The 18,383-nt window shown below is 40.6% G+C and carries 16 protein-coding genes; 10 read left to right on the plus strand and 6 right to left on the minus strand.

Features of this window, described 5'->3' with window-relative positions:
• The first annotated feature begins 10 nt into the window (after positions 1 to 10).
• The 9 genes from porV (at position 11) to H148_RS0114475 (ending at position 9,435) form a co-directional block, all read left to right on the plus strand.
• Positions 11 to 1,168 (plus strand): type IX secretion system outer membrane channel protein PorV, encoded by a 1,158-nt coding sequence (gene porV / locus H148_RS0114430; protein WP_029035427.1) that lies wholly within the window; start codon positions 11 to 13, stop codon positions 1,166 to 1,168.
• A 119-nt stretch (positions 1,169 to 1,287) separates the two neighbouring features.
• Entirely contained in the window at positions 1,288 to 1,770 is a 483-nt protein-coding gene (cdd, locus tag H148_RS0114435) for a cytidine deaminase (RefSeq protein ID WP_029035428.1), read from the plus strand.
• A gap of 107 nt (positions 1,771 to 1,877) precedes the next feature.
• Positions 1,878 to 2,876, plus strand: a complete 999-nt coding sequence (gene pdhA, locus H148_RS0114445; RefSeq protein WP_029035429.1) for a pyruvate dehydrogenase (acetyl-transferring) E1 component subunit alpha — start codon at positions 1,878 to 1,880, stop codon at positions 2,874 to 2,876.
• A 6-nt stretch (positions 2,877 to 2,882) separates the two neighbouring features.
• The gene (locus H148_RS0114450; RefSeq protein ID WP_029035430.1) at positions 2,883 to 4,559 is read left to right on the plus strand and encodes a pyruvate dehydrogenase complex dihydrolipoamide acetyltransferase; all 1,677 of its coding nucleotides are present in this window, start codon (positions 2,883 to 2,885) and stop codon (positions 4,557 to 4,559) included.
• A 62-nt stretch (positions 4,560 to 4,621) separates the two neighbouring features.
• Complete coding sequence (locus H148_RS0114455) at positions 4,622 to 5,632, plus strand: M20/M25/M40 family metallo-hydrolase (RefSeq protein WP_037325421.1); 1,011 nt, start codon at positions 4,622 to 4,624, stop codon at positions 5,630 to 5,632.
• Positions 5,629 to 6,309, plus strand: coding sequence for an SDR family NAD(P)-dependent oxidoreductase (locus H148_RS0114460; RefSeq protein WP_029035432.1), 681 nt, complete (start codon positions 5,629 to 5,631; stop codon positions 6,307 to 6,309). Before H148_RS0114455 ends, H148_RS0114460 begins: the two co-directional genes overlap by 4 nt.
• Before the next feature lie 5 nt (positions 6,310 to 6,314).
• Positions 6,315 to 6,920 carry a SprT-like domain-containing protein gene (locus H148_RS0114465; RefSeq protein WP_029035433.1) on the plus strand — a complete coding sequence of 202 codons (606 nt, stop codon included), beginning with the start codon at positions 6,315 to 6,317 and terminating at the stop codon, positions 6,918 to 6,920.
• A gap of 1 nt (position 6,921) precedes the next feature.
• Positions 6,922 to 8,004, plus strand: a complete 1,083-nt coding sequence (locus H148_RS0114470; protein ID WP_029035434.1) for a mannose-1-phosphate guanylyltransferase — start codon at positions 6,922 to 6,924, stop codon at positions 8,002 to 8,004.
• Between the two features lie 3 nt (positions 8,005 to 8,007).
• Complete coding sequence (locus H148_RS0114475; protein ID WP_037325423.1) at positions 8,008 to 9,435, plus strand: DUF389 domain-containing protein; 1,428 nt, start codon at positions 8,008 to 8,010, stop codon at positions 9,433 to 9,435.
• A gap of 1 nt (position 9,436) precedes the next feature.
• On the opposite strand, the gene H148_RS0114480 is transcribed toward H148_RS0114475, so the two are convergent.
• Together H148_RS0114480 and H148_RS0114485 are read right to left on the minus strand one after the other, a co-directional pair.
• Positions 9,437 to 10,201: an ABC transporter ATP-binding protein gene (locus H148_RS0114480; protein ID WP_029035436.1), complete on the minus strand. Its 765-nt coding sequence runs from the start codon at positions 10,199 to 10,201 to the stop codon at positions 9,437 to 9,439.
• The gene (locus H148_RS0114485) at positions 10,201 to 10,938 is read right to left on the minus strand and encodes an MlaE family ABC transporter permease (RefSeq protein WP_029035437.1); all 738 of its coding nucleotides are present in this window, start codon (positions 10,936 to 10,938) and stop codon (positions 10,201 to 10,203) included. The genes H148_RS0114480 and H148_RS0114485 overlap by 1 nt, the downstream gene beginning before the upstream one ends.
• Positions 10,939 to 11,049: 111 nt before the next feature.
• Between H148_RS0114485 and pafA the strand changes: the two genes are divergently transcribed.
• Positions 11,050 to 12,714 (plus strand): alkaline phosphatase PafA, encoded by a 1,665-nt coding sequence (pafA, locus tag H148_RS0114490; protein WP_029035438.1) that lies wholly within the window; start codon positions 11,050 to 11,052, stop codon positions 12,712 to 12,714.
• On the opposite strand, the gene H148_RS0114495 is transcribed toward pafA, so the two are convergent.
• The 4 genes from H148_RS0114495 to gcvP all read right to left on the minus strand — a co-directional run bounded on the left by H148_RS0114495 (position 12,715) and on the right by gcvP (position 18,361).
• Positions 12,715 to 13,563: a glycosyltransferase family 2 protein gene (locus H148_RS0114495; protein WP_029035439.1), complete on the minus strand. Its 849-nt coding sequence runs from the start codon at positions 13,561 to 13,563 to the stop codon at positions 12,715 to 12,717. It abuts the gene before it with no gap.
• Positions 13,564 to 13,703: 140 nt separating this feature from the next.
• On the minus strand, positions 13,704 to 14,228 hold the full coding sequence (locus tag H148_RS0114500; RefSeq protein WP_029035440.1) for a methyltransferase: 525 nt from the start codon (positions 14,226 to 14,228) through the stop codon (positions 13,704 to 13,706).
• The gene (locus H148_RS0114505; RefSeq protein WP_029035441.1) at positions 14,229 to 15,287 is read right to left on the minus strand and encodes a 3-oxoacyl-ACP synthase III family protein; all 1,059 of its coding nucleotides are present in this window, start codon (positions 15,285 to 15,287) and stop codon (positions 14,229 to 14,231) included.
• Positions 15,288 to 15,511: 224 nt separating this feature from the next.
• Positions 15,512 to 18,361 carry an aminomethyl-transferring glycine dehydrogenase gene (gene gcvP / locus H148_RS0114510; protein ID WP_029035442.1) on the minus strand — a complete coding sequence of 950 codons (2,850 nt, stop codon included), beginning with the start codon at positions 18,359 to 18,361 and terminating at the stop codon, positions 15,512 to 15,514.
• Between the last annotated feature and the right edge of the window lie 22 nt (positions 18,362 to 18,383).

Here is an 18,383-nt window from a genome sequence, read left to right on the forward strand (position 1 = left end):
AATGAGTCCTATGAGAAAATTATCACTCTTCACCTTGTCGGTGATTTTGCTGTTTAGTGGGAAATCTTTTGCTCAGGAAGAGCGTGATCGGGTTATCACTACGGCGGCCTCCACTTTGATGATAGCGGCCGATGCCCGTGCTGCAGGATTAGGTGACCAGGGAGTGGCAACCTATCCCGATGCTTACTCACAACAATGGAATCCGGCCAAATATGTTTTTATCGAGAGTCAGCAAGGATTTGGAGTAAATTATACTCCTTATTTGAGTGAACTAGTAAATGATATTTTTCTTGGAAACCTTACCTATTATAACCGCATAAGCGAAAGAAGCGCGTTTGGTGCCAGTTTAAAGTATTTTAGTATGGGTAATATTGAAGCCCGGGATTATCCTGATGAGGTCGCGAGAATCCTTAGTCCAAATGAATTCACTCTTGATCTTTCATATGCTCTAAAGTTAAGCGAGAATTTTTCCATGGCTGTTGCCGGAAGATTTTTAAGGTCCGATTTGAAAATTGCCGAGTTGGATCCAGATGCCACTGCTGCCAATACCTTTGGTGTGGATGTGGCTGCTTTTTATCAAAGTAACCGAATTAATTTCACCGATTTTGACGGACGTTGGAGAGCAGGTGTGAATGTTTCTAACATTGGTCCTAAAATTAAATATGATGCCGGTGGACAGGAGAATTTCATACCTACTAATTTAAAAGTGGGAGGCGGTTTTGATTTTATTCTGGATATGTCCAACAGAATTGGAACCTACGTAGAGTTGAATAAACTTCTAGTGCCAACACCAAAGGATTTTGACCATGACGGTGATATTGATGCAGAGGACATACAGGAATATAATTCTATTGGTGCTATTGAGGGAATTTTCACATCTTTTGGTGATGCTCCAGATGGTTTAAGTGAAGAATTAAAGGAAATAACATATGCTGTGGGAGCAGAATATGTTTATGAGGAGGTCTTCTCTCTTAGGACCGGCTATTTTTATGAAAGTCCCGAAAAAGGTTCCCGGGAATTTATTTCCTTTGGTGCCGGTTTTAGACACACCGTGGTAGACATCGATCTTTCTTATCTCTTCTCAACTTCTGAAGTTGTGAGTCCTCTGGAAGGCACTCTGCGATTTGGACTAACATTTAATTTTGGAAGACAGTACGAACAGTATTAACAGGAATACCAATATATCACTGTTTCTGATTATTAATTAACTTTGTACCTCAAAATGAGGAATAAATAAACTCCCGGGCTCTTTAGTTACGGGAGCTTTTTTCTAGAGAAATACCACGAATGAAAACAATTACAATTAGTGCCAATCTTGAAGTTTACGATAGTGAAGCAGAATTACCCGGTGATGTACAAAATTTGATGAAGAAGGCAATAGAAGCCCGGGAAAAATCTTATTCTCCGTACTCACAATTTAAAGTAGGAGCGGCAATTCTTCTTGAAAATGGAGAGGTGGTAACGGGAAGTAATCAGGAGAATGCATCCTATCCTGCAGGTTTATGTGCCGAGAGAACAGTGATTTTTTATGCAGGGGCAAAATACCCCGGGATAAAGATGCTTAAAATGGTAGTGACAGCACGATCTGAAAATCATCCTGTAGAAGTTCCAACCCCACCCTGCGGCTCGTGCAGGCAGGCAATAGCCGAATATGAAGTTAAACAGGAACAACCCATAGAGATCTTTTTTATGGGTGAAAAAGGGAAGGTGGTAAAGGCACATTCTATTTCAGATCTTTTGCCGCTCATCTTTGACAATAGCTACCTATAACGTTTTCGGTTTTTTTAAAAGAGAAACTGTTTTTAGTTCCTTTTGAAAATAGTATTTTTGTGTTTCGCTTGGCGCAAGCATTGCTTAGCCTTAAAAATAAGTAGTTAATGAAGAAAATTACAAAAGCCACTTACCTTAAGTGGTACGAGGACATGTTGTTTTGGCGGAAGTTTGAAGACAAACTGGCCCAGGTATATATTCAGCAAAAAGTAAGAGGTTTTTTACACCTGTATAATGGACAGGAAGCCATTCTTGCCGGTGCTTTGCATGTGATGGATCTTTCAAAAGATAAGATGATCACGGCCTACAGGAATCACGTCCAGCCAATTGGAATGGGTGTGGATCCAAGGAAAGTTATGGCCGAGTTGTATGGAAAGAAGACGGGGACTTCCCAGGGTATGGGTGGTTCCATGCATATTTTCTCAAAAGAACATCGTTTTTACGGGGGGCATGGTATAGTAGGAGGACAAATTCCTCTTGGTGCCGGTCTTGCCTTTGCAGATAAATACTTCAAGAGAGATGCAGTAACATTAACCTTCCTTGGAGACGGTGCTGCGAGACAGGGGTCTTTACATGAGACTTTCACTATGGCTGTAAAATGGAATTTACCTGTTGTTTTCTGTGTAGAGAACAACGGTTATGCTATGGGAACCTCGGTTGCACGTACTTCCAAAAGTACAGAGATCTGGAAACTGGGTCTTGGTTACGACATGCCCTGTGGTCCTGTTGATGCGATGAATCCTGAGAAAGTCGCCGAAGCTATGGATGAGGCTATAAAAAGAGCTCGTAAAGGTGAGGGTCCAACTTTTCTTGAATTAAAAACATATCGCTATCGCGGTCATTCCATGAGTGATGCGCAGCAATATCGTACAAAAGATGAGGTGGCAGAGTATCAAAAAATAGATCCTATTACCCAGGTTAAGGATATCATCAAAAAGAACAAATACGCTACAGATAAAGAGATCAAGGAGATCGACAAGAGAGTAAAAGATCTTGTTTCTGAATGTGAGAAGTTTGCAGAAGAGTCTGAATTTCCGGAAATCCAGCAGTTGTATGATGTCGTATATGAGCAAGAAGATTATCCGTTTTTACCCCATAAATTATAATCAGTTATGGCAGAAGTAATTAAGATGCCACGGCTAAGTGACACCATGGAAGAAGGTGTTGTAGCCAAGTGGTTAAAGCAAAAAGGTGACAAGATTGAAGAAGGGGACATTCTTGCCGAAATCGAGACAGATAAGGCAACTATGGAATTTGAATCCTTTTATGAAGGCACCTTGTTGCATATAGGAATTGAAGAAGGAGAAACTGCACCTGTTGATGCACTCCTTGCTATAGTGGGAGAAGAAGGAGAGGATATTTCCTCACTTTTAGATGGTGATGGAGGATCTGCTAAGGATGCTTCGGAAGGTAAATCGGAAGAAAAGGAGAAAGATAAAAAAGCTGAATCTTCAGATGCTGAGGAGGCTTCAAATGAAGAAGATACTTCTGAAGAAGATGAAATTCCTGAAGGAGTAGAAGTGGTTAAAATGCCGCGTCTCAGCGATACTATGGAAGAAGGTACTGTTGCTTCCTGGCTGAAAAAAGAAGGAGATGAAGTGGAGGAAGGTGAGATCCTTGCCGAAATTGAAACCGATAAGGCTACCATGGAATTCGAATCTTTCTACACCGGAACTTTGCTGCATATAGGAATTCAGGAGGGAGAAACTGCACCTGTTGATGCGGTTCTTGCTATAATAGGACCGGAAGGAACCGACGTTTCTGCATTGTTAAAAGGAGGCGGGGCTTTAAAGCCCGCAGCTAAAAAGACTGAACAAAAAGAAGATAAAGAGGAAACCAAATCAGAAGATCCTGCAAAAACTTCAGAAAGCACATCAAGTTCAGACGGAAAGCGAATTTTTGCTTCTCCTCTAGCAAAGAAGATGGCCGATGATTTAGGTATTGATCTTTCCGACGTAAAAGGTTCGGGAGAAAATAATCGCATTGTCAAAAAGGACATTGAGAGTTATAAGCCTTCAGAAAAAACTGCAGAAGCTAAACCGGCGGCCGCTAAACAGGAACAGCAGGAGCAAACTTCGGCGGTGCAAACCTACACTCCTGCAGGAGAAGAGAGCTTTGAAGAGATTAAAAACTCTCAAATGCGCAAGACTATTGCCAAGAGACTTGCAGAATCTAAATATAACGCGCCACATTACTACCTCACGGTTGAGGTGGATATGAGCAATGCTATGGCGAATCGCAAGCAGATCAATGAAATTCCGGATGTGAAGGTTTCCTTCAACGATTTGGTGATCAAAGCTTCTGCTATGGCATTGAGGAAGCACCCAAGAGTGAATTCTCAATGGACAGGTGATACTACTAAAATTGCAAAGCACATTCACATGGGAGTTGCGGTTGCCGTAGATGAAGGGCTGGTAGTTCCTGTTTTAAAATATGCAGATCAAATGTCACTCACTCAAATTGGTGGTAATGTTAAGGAACTTGCAGGAAAGGCGAGAAACAAAAAATTACAGCCCCAGGAAATGGAAGGCAGCACTTTTACAGTTTCAAACCTTGGAATGTTTGGGATCACTGAATTTACGAGTATAATTAATCAGCCAAATTCAGCAATACTTTCTGTTGGAGCTATAGTTGAGAAGCCTGTGGTAAGGAATGGAGAAATTGTGGTTGGAAATACTATGAAGCTCACCCTGGCTTGCGACCATAGAACTGTAGATGGTGCTACAGGAGCGCAATTTCTGGAAACCCTTAAAACTTACATCGAAAATCCTGTGACCATGTTGGCATAAGGAAAGTTGTTACTAACAATGAAAAATCCCGCTTTTCGCGGGATTTTTTTATCTTTAGCCACATGAGAAATAATTACTTATCAGGAATATGGGGTTTAGGATTCTTTTTTCTTTTTGGTTGCGGTCAAACTCAGCAAATTGCTGAAAATTCTGAACCGGAGATTGCCACCAGAACGGATGCTTCCACACAAATTGCTTTTGAAGAAGCTATAACGGAAGACGATATTAGCAGTATCCTGAAGTATCTTTCTTCCGATAAATTAGAAGGTCGAAAAACCGGTAGCGAAGGAATAGAAAAAGCCGCTGATTATATACAGACGATCCTGAGAAAGAGCGGCGTAAAACCCTTTTTTGAGACCTATAGGGATTCCTTCCAGGTGAAGGGGATGACCGGTTTTAATGTTGTGGGATTGGTTGAGGGCACAGATCCTCAGTTAAGGGATGAATATTTAATTATTGGTGCACATTATGACCACGTGGGCCTCGTAGAACCTGTAGATGGGGATTCAATTGCTAATGGAGCCAATGACAATGCGGCAGGAACTACGGCTGTACTTGAATTGGCTGCATATTTCGCAGAAAACCCTCCTAAAAGAAGCATTTTGTTCACACTTTTTTCTGCAGAAGAGTTAGGCCTGGTAGGAGCGAAACATTTAGCAAAGAAACTGGAGAGAGAAGCTATTGACCTGTATGTGATGTTTAATATTGAAATGGTGGGGGTGCCTATGGTAGATAAAGATTATTTAGTTTACGTAACTGGTTATGAAAGATCAAATTTAGCTGACAAGTTTAATGAGTATTCAGATGCTAAGATTTTAGGATTCCTTCCGCAGGCTAAAGAATACAACCTTTTTAGAAGGAGTGATAATTATCCCTTTTTTGAGAGATTTAACGTACCGGCTCAGACAATTTCGACATTTGATTTTACCAACTACGAGTATTACCATCATGTGGATGACGAGTTTGAGGAAATGGATCTTTCCCACCTTGAAAATGTCATTGAATCCCTCATTCCGGGATTAACGGCAATGGCAAATACTCCCGAAAAGGAAATCAAGATGAACACAAAATGAAAAAAATAATAATTACAGGTACAAGCCGGGGGATAGGTCTTGAGCTGGTAAAAATATTGGCAGGTGAGGGACATAAAATTCTGGCCTTGTCCAGAAATACGGTGCCGGTTGAGGAGCTAAACCTACAAAATGTACAAGCTTTTCCCTTTGATATTACTTCGGAAGATGATCTGGATAAAGCATCTGGATTTGTAAAAGAGAATTGGGAGCAAGTAGATATCCTTATTAACAATGCCGGTGCAATTGTAAATAAACCTTTCGAGGAAACTTCTTCCGCAGAATTTGAACAGGTTTATAAGATCAACGTCTTTGGGGTAGCAGCTCTTACTAAAAAGTTGTTGCCGTACATGAAAAGGGAAGGACATGTAGTGACGGTGAGTAGTATGGGGGGAGTGCAGGGGAGTATGAAATTCCCGGGGCTTTCTGCTTATAGTTCCAGTAAAGGAGCGGTCATAACCCTCACAGAGCTTCTTGCTGAAGAATATAAAGAATCAGGACCTTCATTCAACGTCCTGGCTTTGGGTGCAGTGCAGACCGAAATGCTGGAAGAGGCCTTTCCCGGGTACAAAGCTCCATTGCAACCTGAAGAAATGGCTCAATACATTGCAGATTTTTCCCTTACCGGAAACAAATTTTATAATGGGAAGATGTTACAGGTCTCCAATAGCACTCCCTAAAAGGAATGAAGGATATTCTCGAGAAATATATTCCCACCCATGCTGTTGAGCCAATATTTGCCTTAATTAAAGGTAATAACATTCACCTCAAGATCGTGAACGAAAGAAAGACCCGTCATGGCGATTATAGAAACTTACCGGGAGGAATGCATCAAATAACGGTAAATGCAAATCTCAATAAATACCGGTTTCTTATCACTCTTGTGCATGAAATCGCACATCTACTGGCATTCGAAAATTTTGGAAGACATATTAAACCACATGGGGCAGAATGGAAAAGGAGTTTTCAAAAGCTTATGCTGCCTTTCATTAGACCAGAGATATTTCCTGCTCAATTACTTCCGTTAATTGCCCGTCATTTTAAAAATCCGAAAGCGAGCAGTGATACAGATGCTCATCTTTCTGTAGCTTTAAAACAATTCGATGAGGACAACGATAAAAATTACATTTTTGAGATTCCGCGTGGAGGTATCTTCAGGATCTACAATGGTAAGGTTTTTAAAAAAGGAGAACGAAGAGTTAAACGTTATGAATGTCTTGAAGTCAAAACGGGTAGAATTTATCTTTTTCAACCTAACGCAGAGGTGGAATTATTAAAAGCAGCCAATTAAAATGAAGGAGAATAATTTTGCAGTTATAATGGCTGGCGGAGTAGGTTCGCGATTCTGGCCGGTGAGTACTGCGGCAAAACCTAAACAGTTTCGGGATTTATTGGGAAAGGGGGAAACTTTGATTCAAACGACATTTAGACGGCTTACGGGTCTTGTGCCGCCACATAATATTTATGTGCTTACAAATTCGATCTATGAGCACCTGGTGAAGGAGCAGTTGCCGGAGGTGAACGAGGAGCAGATTGTACTGGAACCGGTAATGAGAAATACGGCACCGGCAGTTTTGCTAGCTGCCCTTAAGATTAGAAAAAAGAATAAAAATGCCACGATGGTAATGGCCCCCAGTGATCACTGGATAGAAAATGAAGAGGCTTTTTCTAAAGATATTAAAACTGCTTATGAAGCCGTAAGAGATCAAGAGAAAATTGTTACTTTAGGAATTAAGCCTACCTTTCCAAATACGGGTTATGGCTATATTAAATTTGATCCTGCGGCCACAGAAAAAGTAAAACCCGTAGATACTTTTACCGAAAAACCTTCCTACGAAATTGCCAAAAGTTTTCTTGAAAGTGGGAACTACTTATGGAATGCCGGAATTTTTATTTGGAGTGTGAATTACATTATTAAGTCATTTAAAAAAAATCTTCCCCAGACCTATAAATTATTTTCTAAAAAGGAAGATCTTCTCAATACGACTTTTGAAAAAGATTTTATATTGAAGACCTATTCCTCAGCAGATAATATATCTATTGATTATGGAATATTGGAGAAGGAACAGGGGACAGTATATGTTATTCCGGCTTCATTTGACTGGAACGACTTGGGAACCTGGGGTTCTCTGTACGAAGAGAGTTTGCAGGATGAGAACGGTAACGTGGTTTTAAATTCACGTCTTTTTGCTGAAAACGCAACGGGAAATTTGGTTTCTTCAGATAAGAATAAAGTTGTGGTTATTGAAGGTATAAAAGATCATGTCATTGTTGACGAGAATGAGATCTTACTCATAGTGCCGCGGGCAAAGGAGCAGGATATCAAGGGTATAAGGGATAGAGTGCAGAAGAAATTCGGTCAAAATCTTGGGTAGTGAATGGAAAGCAATTCAGAAAGTAGTACGGTAATACCAGCAGGAAATGAGAACAAGGGCAGAACTGTCCTGAAGGAAATAAAGGAATTCCTGCGGGAACTCCTGGACATTCACGATGATACCGATCGGGAGACTACCATGGAGACAGTTAAACGGGATATTTCCTTTAAAGGCCACAACGCCTGGATTCTTGTTTTTTCCATTTTTGTGGCTTCCATTGGCCTCAACGTAAGTAGTACAGCGGTGGTAATAGGTGCGATGTTAATTTCTCCTTTAATGGGGCCTATCGTGGGAGTGGGATTTTCTGTAGCTATAAATGACATTGATACCCTTAAACGCAGTTTGGTCAACCTCGGAGTAATGGTGTTTCTAAGTGTGCTTACAGCATATTTATATTTTCTTATTTCACCTATAAAGGAAGAAACACCCGAACTTGTTGCCAGGACCTATCCTACTATTCTTGATGTTTTAATTGCAATATTCGGAGGCTTGGCTCTTATTGTGGCAAAAACTAAAAAAGGGGCCATCGCCAGTGTTATCATGGGCGTGGCAATTGCCACAGCCCTTATGCCGCCTCTTTGTACAGTTGGATATGGTCTTGCCATCGCTAACTGGAATTATGCCGGGGGAGCATTATATCTTTTCTCCATAAATTCTGTTTTTATCGCTTTATCCACGTTCTTAGTGGCAAAATTGCTTAGGTTTCCACTCGTTAAATATGCCAACAGCAAGCACCGCCGAAACACAGCCCGACTCGCTTCTCTCATTGCCGTTCTTGTGATGATTCCCAGCATCATATTGTTTGTGAACCTGCTAAGGGAGCAGGTATTTGTGACCAAGACTAAGGACTTTGTGCAAGAGGTGATCAATAACTATCCGGGAGCAGAAGTTGTGAGATTTAGTCAGGACTACAAAACCAAGGTTATCGAGATATACCTGATTGGCCGCAGAGTTCCTGATGATCAAATTGACCTGTGGATTCGGGAGATCAAACAAGTTCCGAATTTTGAGGATGTGGTACTTGAAGTGCATCAGAGCTCCGATCAAAGTTCAGAAATGGCGAGTCGACTTTCGACCGAGGTCCGGGCGGGAATTCTGGAAGATCTGTATGTCAGAAACCAGGAACTGGTGGAAAACAAGGATCAAAGAATACAACTACTGGAGGAAGAATTACTCAAATACAGAAGTGCCGGAATTCCGTTTGCAGCTATTGCTAAGGAGGCCAAAATCAATTACAGTGCAATTCAGGAAATGAGCTATGCCAACAATGTTATCACAAATTTCTCCAGAATAGACACTATTCCAACCATTAACGTAAGATGGTCATCCAACCTTGGTCCTGCAGCCAAGAGATCCGAAATGAATAAGCTTGAACAGTGGCTCCAGGTACGATTATCTCTCGATACTCTGGCGGTGAGATCGGTTAATTAATTTAAAGTCCCTGTTGTTGGGCTTCACGTACTTTTTTAAACAAGTCTGAAGAATAAACGAAGTCGGTTACAGTCTCATCTTCGGTTTTAAAAATTTGTGATTTATCTCCTTTCCAGGCTAAAACCCCATCTTTTAAAAAGGCAATATTTTCTCCTATTTCCAGGAGAGAGTTCATGTCGTGCGTAATGACCACTGTAGTTATATCATACTCCACAGTAAGCTCATGTATTAAATTATCAATAACGGTGGCGGTGTGAGGATCCAGACCTGAATTTGGCTCATCACAGAATAAGTATTTTGGGCGATTGACGATTGCACGGGCAATAGCTACACGTTTTTGCATACCCCCACTTATTTCTGCAGGAAATTTTTTTCCGGAATCAACAAGATTTACTCTTTCAAGAACTTCATCAACCCTCTTTTTTAATTCTCCCTTTTTCTTTTTTGTGAACATTCGTAATGGGAACATTACATTTTGTTCAACGGTCATAGAGTCAAATAATGCTCCGCCCTGGAATAGCATCCCCATTTCCTGGCGCAGGTCTCTTTTCTGTTCATCAGTTAAGTCGGAATAAGCTTTTCCATCATATTCAATAGTGCCTTTTTCCGGAGTGAAAAGTCCAAGCATACATTTCATCAACACGCTTTTCCCTGACCCCGATTGTCCTATTACAAGGTTTGTTTTTCCCGTGTCGAATACAAAGTCAATCCCTTTAAGGATGTGCTCATCACCAAAACTCTTATGTAAATTCTTTACTTCGATCATTAGCTTAGTAGTAATTGAGTGACTACGTAATTTGTGACAATAATAACAACACTGGTCCATACAAAAGAGGTAGTACTTGCTTTTCCAACCTCAAGTGAACCTCCTTTCATATAAAAACCATGATAAGAAGGTACAGTAGCCAGGATCATGGCAAAAAGAAAAGTTTTAAAGAATGCGTAAAATAGATGATACGCATCAAACTCTTCCTGCAGGCCTTGCATAAAAACATCTGCCGGAACAAATCCTCCCATCACTGCTGCCGAGTAAGCTCCCATAACTCCCAGGAACATGGAAATTGCGATAAGAAAAGGGTACGTAAGCATGGCAATGATCTTAGGGAATACCAGATAGTTGAGAGCGTTAATACCCATCACTTCAAGGGCATCAATCTGTTCTGTTACCCTCATTGATCCAATACTGGAAGTAATAAAGGAACCCACCTTTCCTGCCATAATTATAGAAATGAAAGTAGGGGAGAATTCCAGAATAATGGATTGTCTGGCCGCAAAAGCAATGAGCGTTCTTGGTATTAAAGGATTATTTAAATTCAGTGCAGTTTGTAGTGCTACAACTCCTCCAATAAAGAAGGACAAAAATGCCACGATCCCTAAGGAACCAATAATAATTTCATCTATTTCCTTGAAAATTAATTCTTTTAAAACTGTGCGTTTGGTCATTCTTCCAAACACTCCTTTTAACATTAAGAAGTATTCTCCAATAGACTGCAGGTATCTCATTCTATGCTTTTGTGGCGGCTAAAATACTAATTTTTTATGCCAATGTATTTAAGCTTAACTTAATCTTAAAACTACTTAAACTTTGTATTTTTACAAGATAAAATTTTTACCATGAGATATATCATTCAGACTTTTATTTTAGTCTTTTTCTTTTCAGTAGCAAAAGCTCAGGAAACCCCTCAGAGACCGTTCGGGCAACAAAAAGATCTTTTCGCTACTCCGAAGTTGGTGGTTGGAGTTGTAGTGGACCAGATGCGCTATGATTATATTACCAGGTTCTGGAACCACTATGGAGATGATGGTTTTAAAAAACTTATTTCTGAAGGTTTTAACTTGCGAAACAATCACTTCAATTATATACCTACTTACACAGCACCGGGACATGCTTCAGTTTATACCGGGGCTGCTCCCGAAACGCACGGGATTATTGGGAATAACTGGTACAACAAATTTGAAAAGGAGTATGTATACTGTGTAGAAGATTCAACAGTGGAGCCCATTGGGACTAATGATGAGGCTGGAAAAATGTCTCCTCACCGGTTGATCACTACCACAGTAGCCGATGAAAATCGCCTGCACACGCAAATGAGAGGTAAAACTATTGGCGTAGGGATAAAAGACCGCGGGGCGGTCCTTCCTGCTGGTCACACTGCCAACGGTGCTTATTGGTTCCATGGTAAAAATGAAGGAAAATGGATCACCAGCTCATTCTATACGCAACAACTACCTCAATGGGTGCAAAATTTTAATTCTTCAGGAATAGCAGATTCCTACCTTAAGCCATGGACCACGCTTGCAGATATCAATACTTACATTGAAAGCGGAATAGACGTAAATATTTATGAAGGTGGGTTTGACGGTAAAGCAGATACCGGTTTCCCTTACGACCTGGAGGATCTAAAAGATCAAAATGGGGGATATGACATTATAAAAGATACCCCTTATGGTAACAGCTTAACAACAGATTTTGCCATTGCGGCAATAGATGGAGAACAACTGGGGAAAGATAATGATACAGATTTTCTAACCATCAGCTATTCGTCCACAGATTATATAGGTCACAATTTCGGAGTGAATTCCAAAGAGATCCAGGACGCATACCTTAGGCTGGATCAGGATCTTGCCCGACTTTTGAAATCTTTAGATGAGCAGGTAGGAGAGGGAAATTATACCTTATTCCTCACTTCAGATCATGGCGGAGTTCACGTTCCGGCTTACCTGGAGTCAGTTAAAATCCCTTCAGGATACTTTGATTTTGACAAGTTGAAAGAAGATCTAAATATTTTTCTAAGCGGAATGTACCAGAATGAAAACCTGATTGAGCATATTTCCAACAATCAAATTTTCTTTAATTATGATGAGGTATGGGATATGGAAGTTTCTTCAGAAGAACTTCAGCAAGAGATTACCCATTTTCTCCTGCAATATGAAAAGATCAACAAGGTATTTACACGAAATCAATTACAATCGGCTAGTTTTTCAGAAAAGATCGCGTCGGCTGTTGATAATGGATTTAACCAAAAGCGAAGTGGGGATATTGCTTTGGTTCTAAAACCATCAGTAATCTCTTATTCCCGTACAGGTTCAACACATGGTTCAGGGAACAACTATGACACTCACGCACCTCTTATTTTCTTCGGAAAAGGTATAAAAGCGGGGAATAGCCTTGAAAGAACAGAAATAGTGGACATAGCACCAACGATCTCGGCCTTGCTGGGAATTTCCTTTCCTAACGGTGCCACGGGAAGACCTTTGTACATGGTATTTGATAAGTAATTAAAAAATTTTTGATAGCATCTTCTTATAACGGAGCCTTCTAATGAAGGCTCCTTCTTTTTTATCTACCAAAAATGGCATTTTTGAAGCCTTTGCTCTGCGGAAGCCTTGCAGGTAATCGAGTGCGAGTTTAGGATCTCCTTTTTTCATGGCTAGCTTAGCTGAAGCTATTGCAGTGATAAAATAGCCGTATCGCAGCTTATAAAAGGCCTCGCCCTGCTTCCATTTAGCTGCTTTACTGTAGGTGAAGCCCGTGGGTCGCAGGTGTTTTACTACCAAAGTAGGATCGGTATGAATTTTCCACCCGTGATACTGTGCCAGTAATTCATCAACTGTATCCCATCCCATTGAAGGCTTAAGACCTCCAATGTTCTTAAAACAGGCTTTCCGGTATGCTTTTAAAGCCCCACGAATATGATCTTTACCGGTTAAATTCTCCAGCTTCCAAATGCCATTGTCTTCCAAATGGCAAAAACCGCCTGCCATCCCTATCTTAGGATCTTCTTCAAAGTGCCTCTGAATACTCTCCAGGTAATTTAATGGAAAGATAAGGTCGGCGTCAAATTTACAGATGATGTCGTAGTTGCTATCCAGTAGCTCAAGGCCATGGTTAAATGCATTGATCACCTTACTGCCGGGTAAATGTGCTTCGGAAGAAGTAGTGCTTACGAGGGAAATGAAAGGAACTTTTGCTGAAAAAGTTTTTACGACTTCGGCAGTGTTGTCTGAGGACTGGTCATCTACCACCACGAGCTTATCAGGTTTCAGGGTTTGTTCTGAAAGTGATTTTAAGGTTTGACCTATAAAATCTGCTTCATTGTGTGCGGGAATAACGATGTAAAATTTCAATGCTGCAAAATCTTTGAGCTAAATTACAATTTTTAGCTATCTGTTTCAGTAGGAGTGTGAGATCGGGATGATTTTAAAATTAGTAAGGTGGAGAAAAAAATTACCGGTAAAACAGAGGTGTCAAAAATGGCATTTTTTGACTAAACCTTTCTTTCAGCATAAACTGCATAATAGCGAGGAGTGAACTTCCTAAGCAATGGTCTTATTCCCATTTTCTTTACAGGATTGGTCCACTTATGGCGCTCCTTTATTTCCCATCCTGCTTTTTCAAGAAGCCAATCAAATTGCCAGTCTTCGAATTCATGAAAATGACGATCCCACTTATCAGTTTTGCTACGATATGCGGAAGAAAACCAAAGGTTCAAAGGAACACTTGCTACCAGTTTTTCGGCGCGAATATCTTTAAGTATATTAAAAGGAGCCACAAGATGCTCAAAAATTTCAAATGCAGTGACAATTTCTGCAGTAGAAGTTTTAACGCTTGTAGAATCGAGGTCGAGATCTTCTCCCCCTGTATTCGTGACGCTGTAGCCGTACTCTTCCATCACCTGAGTAAATGGATTTCGCACTCCAAGATCGAGAATATAGGCAGGAGCAGGAGCAACTTTTGTCAAAAAATCTATAGTTTCTTTATATCGCTTGTTCGGAAAAGTCTTCTCGTACATTTAAAACTGGTACACAATTGCATTGATATTCATTCCGGCACCAACACTTGCCAGGATCACAACGTCTCCCTTATTAATGCCTTGATTTTCCAACTTTCCTTTCAGGATAAGGTCCAGCAAGGTGGGAACGGTTGCCACAGAACTATTTCCCAGTTTTTCTATGGTCATAGGCATTATGCCCTCGGGTGGTGTAGTTTGGTATAGTCTGTAAAAACGTTTTATAATGGCCTCATCCATTTTCTCATTTGCCTGGTGAATAAGAATTTTTTTCACGTCAGAAATGTTCTTACCACTATTTTCCAGACAGGATTTCATTGCATCGGGAACATGACTTAGAGCGAACTCATAGATCTTTCTTCCGTGCATTTTAATGTAACGTCTGGAATCTTTGACTTCCCGCTTATTGGACTTTCCGAAGAAAATAAAATTAGATTCTTCAAAGGTATAGGAAGCGGTTTCGTGTGAAAGAATTCCTCCTTCTCCATCGGCTGCCTCAATAACTGCGGCACCGGCCCCGTCGGAATAGATCATGGAATCCCTGTCGTGCTTATCAATCACACGGGAAAGGGTTTCGGAACCAATAACGAGGCATTTTTTAGCCATGCCGCTCTGAATAAAAGCTTTGGCCTGAATAACTGCTTCAACCCATCCAGGGCAGCCAAATAATATATCATAGGCTACGCAACGCGGATTTTTAATGCGAAGTTTGTGCTTGACACGGGAGGCGAGGCTGGGAACGGTGTCACTCTGTACATCATTATGAAGCACATCTCCATAATTATGAGCAACAATGAGGTAATCCAGCTCCTCGGGATTTATTCCGGCATCCTCAATAGCAGTATTGGCAGCGAGATATGCAATGTCTGAGTTATTAAGTTCTGAATGAATATACCTTCGTTCAGCAATTCCCGTTATGGCTTTGAATTTTTCGATTATAACGGTATTGGACTGTTCAAAAGAGGAACCATCTTCATATAAAAATTCATGCTTTTGAAAGTCAGAATTTTTTTCAACTTTGTTTGGGATGTAACTTCCAACCCCTGTTATTTTTATACTCATTGTCTGTCTGTTATACGATCGACATTTTCCAAAATTAATAAATGAATAGCCGTCTTTCCATCTTTTTTGCTTTAGGACACCAGATTTCTAGCATCTTCAAAAAGACTGTATGAATAAAGTTTAATAAAATTAAAAACCATACCAAAAATTATCTTTCGTTAAGAAGATGTTAAGATAACAAAAAATTAAAAACCGAAGGTGGTATGCCTTCGGTTCTTATTTATTTAATCTTCCATGTATTCTTCAATGGGAGCACAGGTGCAAATAAGATTACGGTCTCCATAAGCTTCATCTACTCTCCTAATAGCAGGCCAAAATTTATTTTCAGTTAAATAATCCATTGGATAAGCAGCTTTTTGACGGGTATAAGGAAAATTCCATTCATCTACAGTCAGCATTGCCAAAGTATGCGGAGAATTTTTGAGAACGTTATTCGGCTCATCTTCCGAAGCTTCATCAATTTCTTTTCGGATTGAGATAAGAGCATCACAAAATCTATCCAGTTCAGCTTTGCTCTCACTCTCTGTAGGTTCGATCATAAGCGTTCCGGCAACAGGGAAAGAAACTGTTGGGGCATGAAAACCATAATCAATTAGTCTTTTTGCAATATCAGTAACTTCAATTCCTTTGTCTTTAAAAGGGCGACAATCTACGATCATTTCGTGAGCTGCCCTGCCACGTTCACCACTGTAGAGTGTTTTGTAATGCTCTTCGATACGGGCTTTAATATAGTTAGCATTTAAAATTGCAAATTGGGTCGCTTTTTTAAGCCCATCTGCACCAAGCATTTTTATGTATCCATAAGAAATAAGACATACAAGAGCCGATCCCCATGGCGCTGCAGAAATTGCAGTAATTGCTTCATCACCGCCGGTCTTCACCACAGGATTTCCGGGTAGGAATGGCACCAGTTGCTCAGCCACACAAATAGGACCAACTCCCGGGCCACCACCACCATGTGGAATAGCAAAAGTTTTATGCAGGTTAAGGTGACAAACATCGGCGCCAATGACTCCGGGGCTGGTTAAGCCTACCTGAGCATTCATGTTTGCACCATCCATATACACCTGTCCGCCATACTCATGAACGATGTTTATGATCTCAATGATGGCTGACTCGAACACTCCGTGAGTAGAAGGGTAAGTCACCATCAAAGCTGCAAGATTATCTTTGTGCTTTAAGGCTTTTTCTTTAAGGTCTTCAACATCGATATTTCCCGATTCTGTCGATTTTGTAACCACTACTTTCATGCCTGCCATTACAGCCGATGCGGGGTTAGTTCCATGAGCAGAAGACGGGATAAGACAAATATTCCGGTGTGACTCTCCTCTGGATTCATGATAAGCACGAATTACCATTAACCCTGCATATTCTCCCTGTGCGCCAGAGTTTGGCTGAAGGGAAGTACCGGCAAACCCTGTAATTTCAGTAAGCTGTTCTTCAAGTTTTTTAAGGACAATCTGATAACCCTCTGCTTGTTCAATGGGTGCAAACGGATGCAGGTTCCCCCATTGCGGATAACTTATTGGTAACATTTCAGCAGCCGCATTCAATTTCATGGTGCAGGAGCCTAATGAGATCATGGAGTGAGTGAGAGAAAGATCTTTGCGCTCAAGTTTTTTGATATAACGCATCAACTCTGTTTCTGAATGATAGGAGTTGAAAACTTCATTCTTGAGAAATTCAGTTTTACGTTCTACTGAAGCAGGAATATGATTTTTTTCTGAAAGCTTTGAAACTGAAATTTTTTCCTTTCCGGCAGCTTCAGCAAAAATTGCAAGAATATCGTTTACATCATCCAGATTCGTAGCTTCATTTAAAGAGATAGCAACAACATCTGATGAAGGATAATAAAAGTTTACTTCATTTCTTTCAGCAATTTCTTTGATCCTGTTGGCATCAGCTTTGATGAGAACGGTGTCAAAGAAAGAAGAATTAAGTTGGGAAAACCCGAGTTTTTCAACATTTTCAGCAACTGTAACCGCAGTACTATGAACCCGGTTAGCAATAAATTTCAAGCCTCGGGGGCCGTGGTAAACTGCATACATTCCCGCCATGACAGCAAGAAGCACTTGTGCAGTACAAATATTTGAAGTAGCTCTATCTCTTTTAATGTGCTGTTCGCGGGTTTGAAGAGCCATCCGGAGTGCATAGTTACCATCGGTATCTTTGGTGACTCCAATAATTCTTCCCGGAATATTTCGTTTATATTCTTCTTTTGTTGCGAAATAAGCCGCGTGCGGACCTCCGTAACCAAGAGGAATTCCGAATCGTTGTGTGGTCCCCACCACCACATCAACTCCAAATTCTCCCGGAGCACGAAGTTTTATAAGGCTCAAAATATCTGCAGCAACTGCAGTTTTAATATTATTTTCTTTTGCTTTAGCAACGAATTGCGAATAGTCATATACGTGACCCATTCTTCCAGGGTATTGAAGGAAAGCTCCGAAAAATTCATTTGAAAAATTAAATTCTTCATGATCTCCAATCACAAGTTCGATTCCCAGTGGAGTCGCACGGGTTTGAAGTACATCTATTGTTTGTGGAAGAACAAGTTCAGAAACAAAGAATTTGCTTACTTCATTCTTCTTCTGGTCCCGCTCTCTTACTTCAAATAACAAGGACATAGCTTCGGCTGCTGCAGTACCTTCATCAAGCAAAGAAGCATTTGCCAGTTCCATTCCGGTAAAATCGGCTACTACTGTTTGGAAATTTAGCAAAGCTTCCAGTCTTCCCTGGGCTATCTCGGCCTGGTAAGGAGTGTAAGCTGTATACCAGCCTGGATTTTCAAGAATATTCCGCTGAATGACCGGGGGAGTAATAGATTGGTGGTACCCAAGACCTATGTAAGTTCGGAAAACCTTATTTTTGGCTGCCAATGAAATACTGTGAGCAATATACTCATGCTCGCTCATGGCAGGGGCAAGTTCAAGATCTTTTTTAAGGCGGATATCATCGGGGAGGGTTTCATAGATTAGTTGATCTAGGGAATCAACACCAATGGTCTCCAACATATCCTTTAGATCATGTTCCCGTGGGCCTATATGACGTGTGGCAAAAGAAAAAGTATTCATCAAATTAAAGTTGTGTTTTGAA

This window comes from Salinimicrobium terrae DSM 17865 (genome assembly GCF_000424665.1).
In the GTDB taxonomy this organism is placed as follows: Bacteria; Bacteroidota; Bacteroidia; order Flavobacteriales; family Flavobacteriaceae; genus Salinimicrobium; species Salinimicrobium terrae.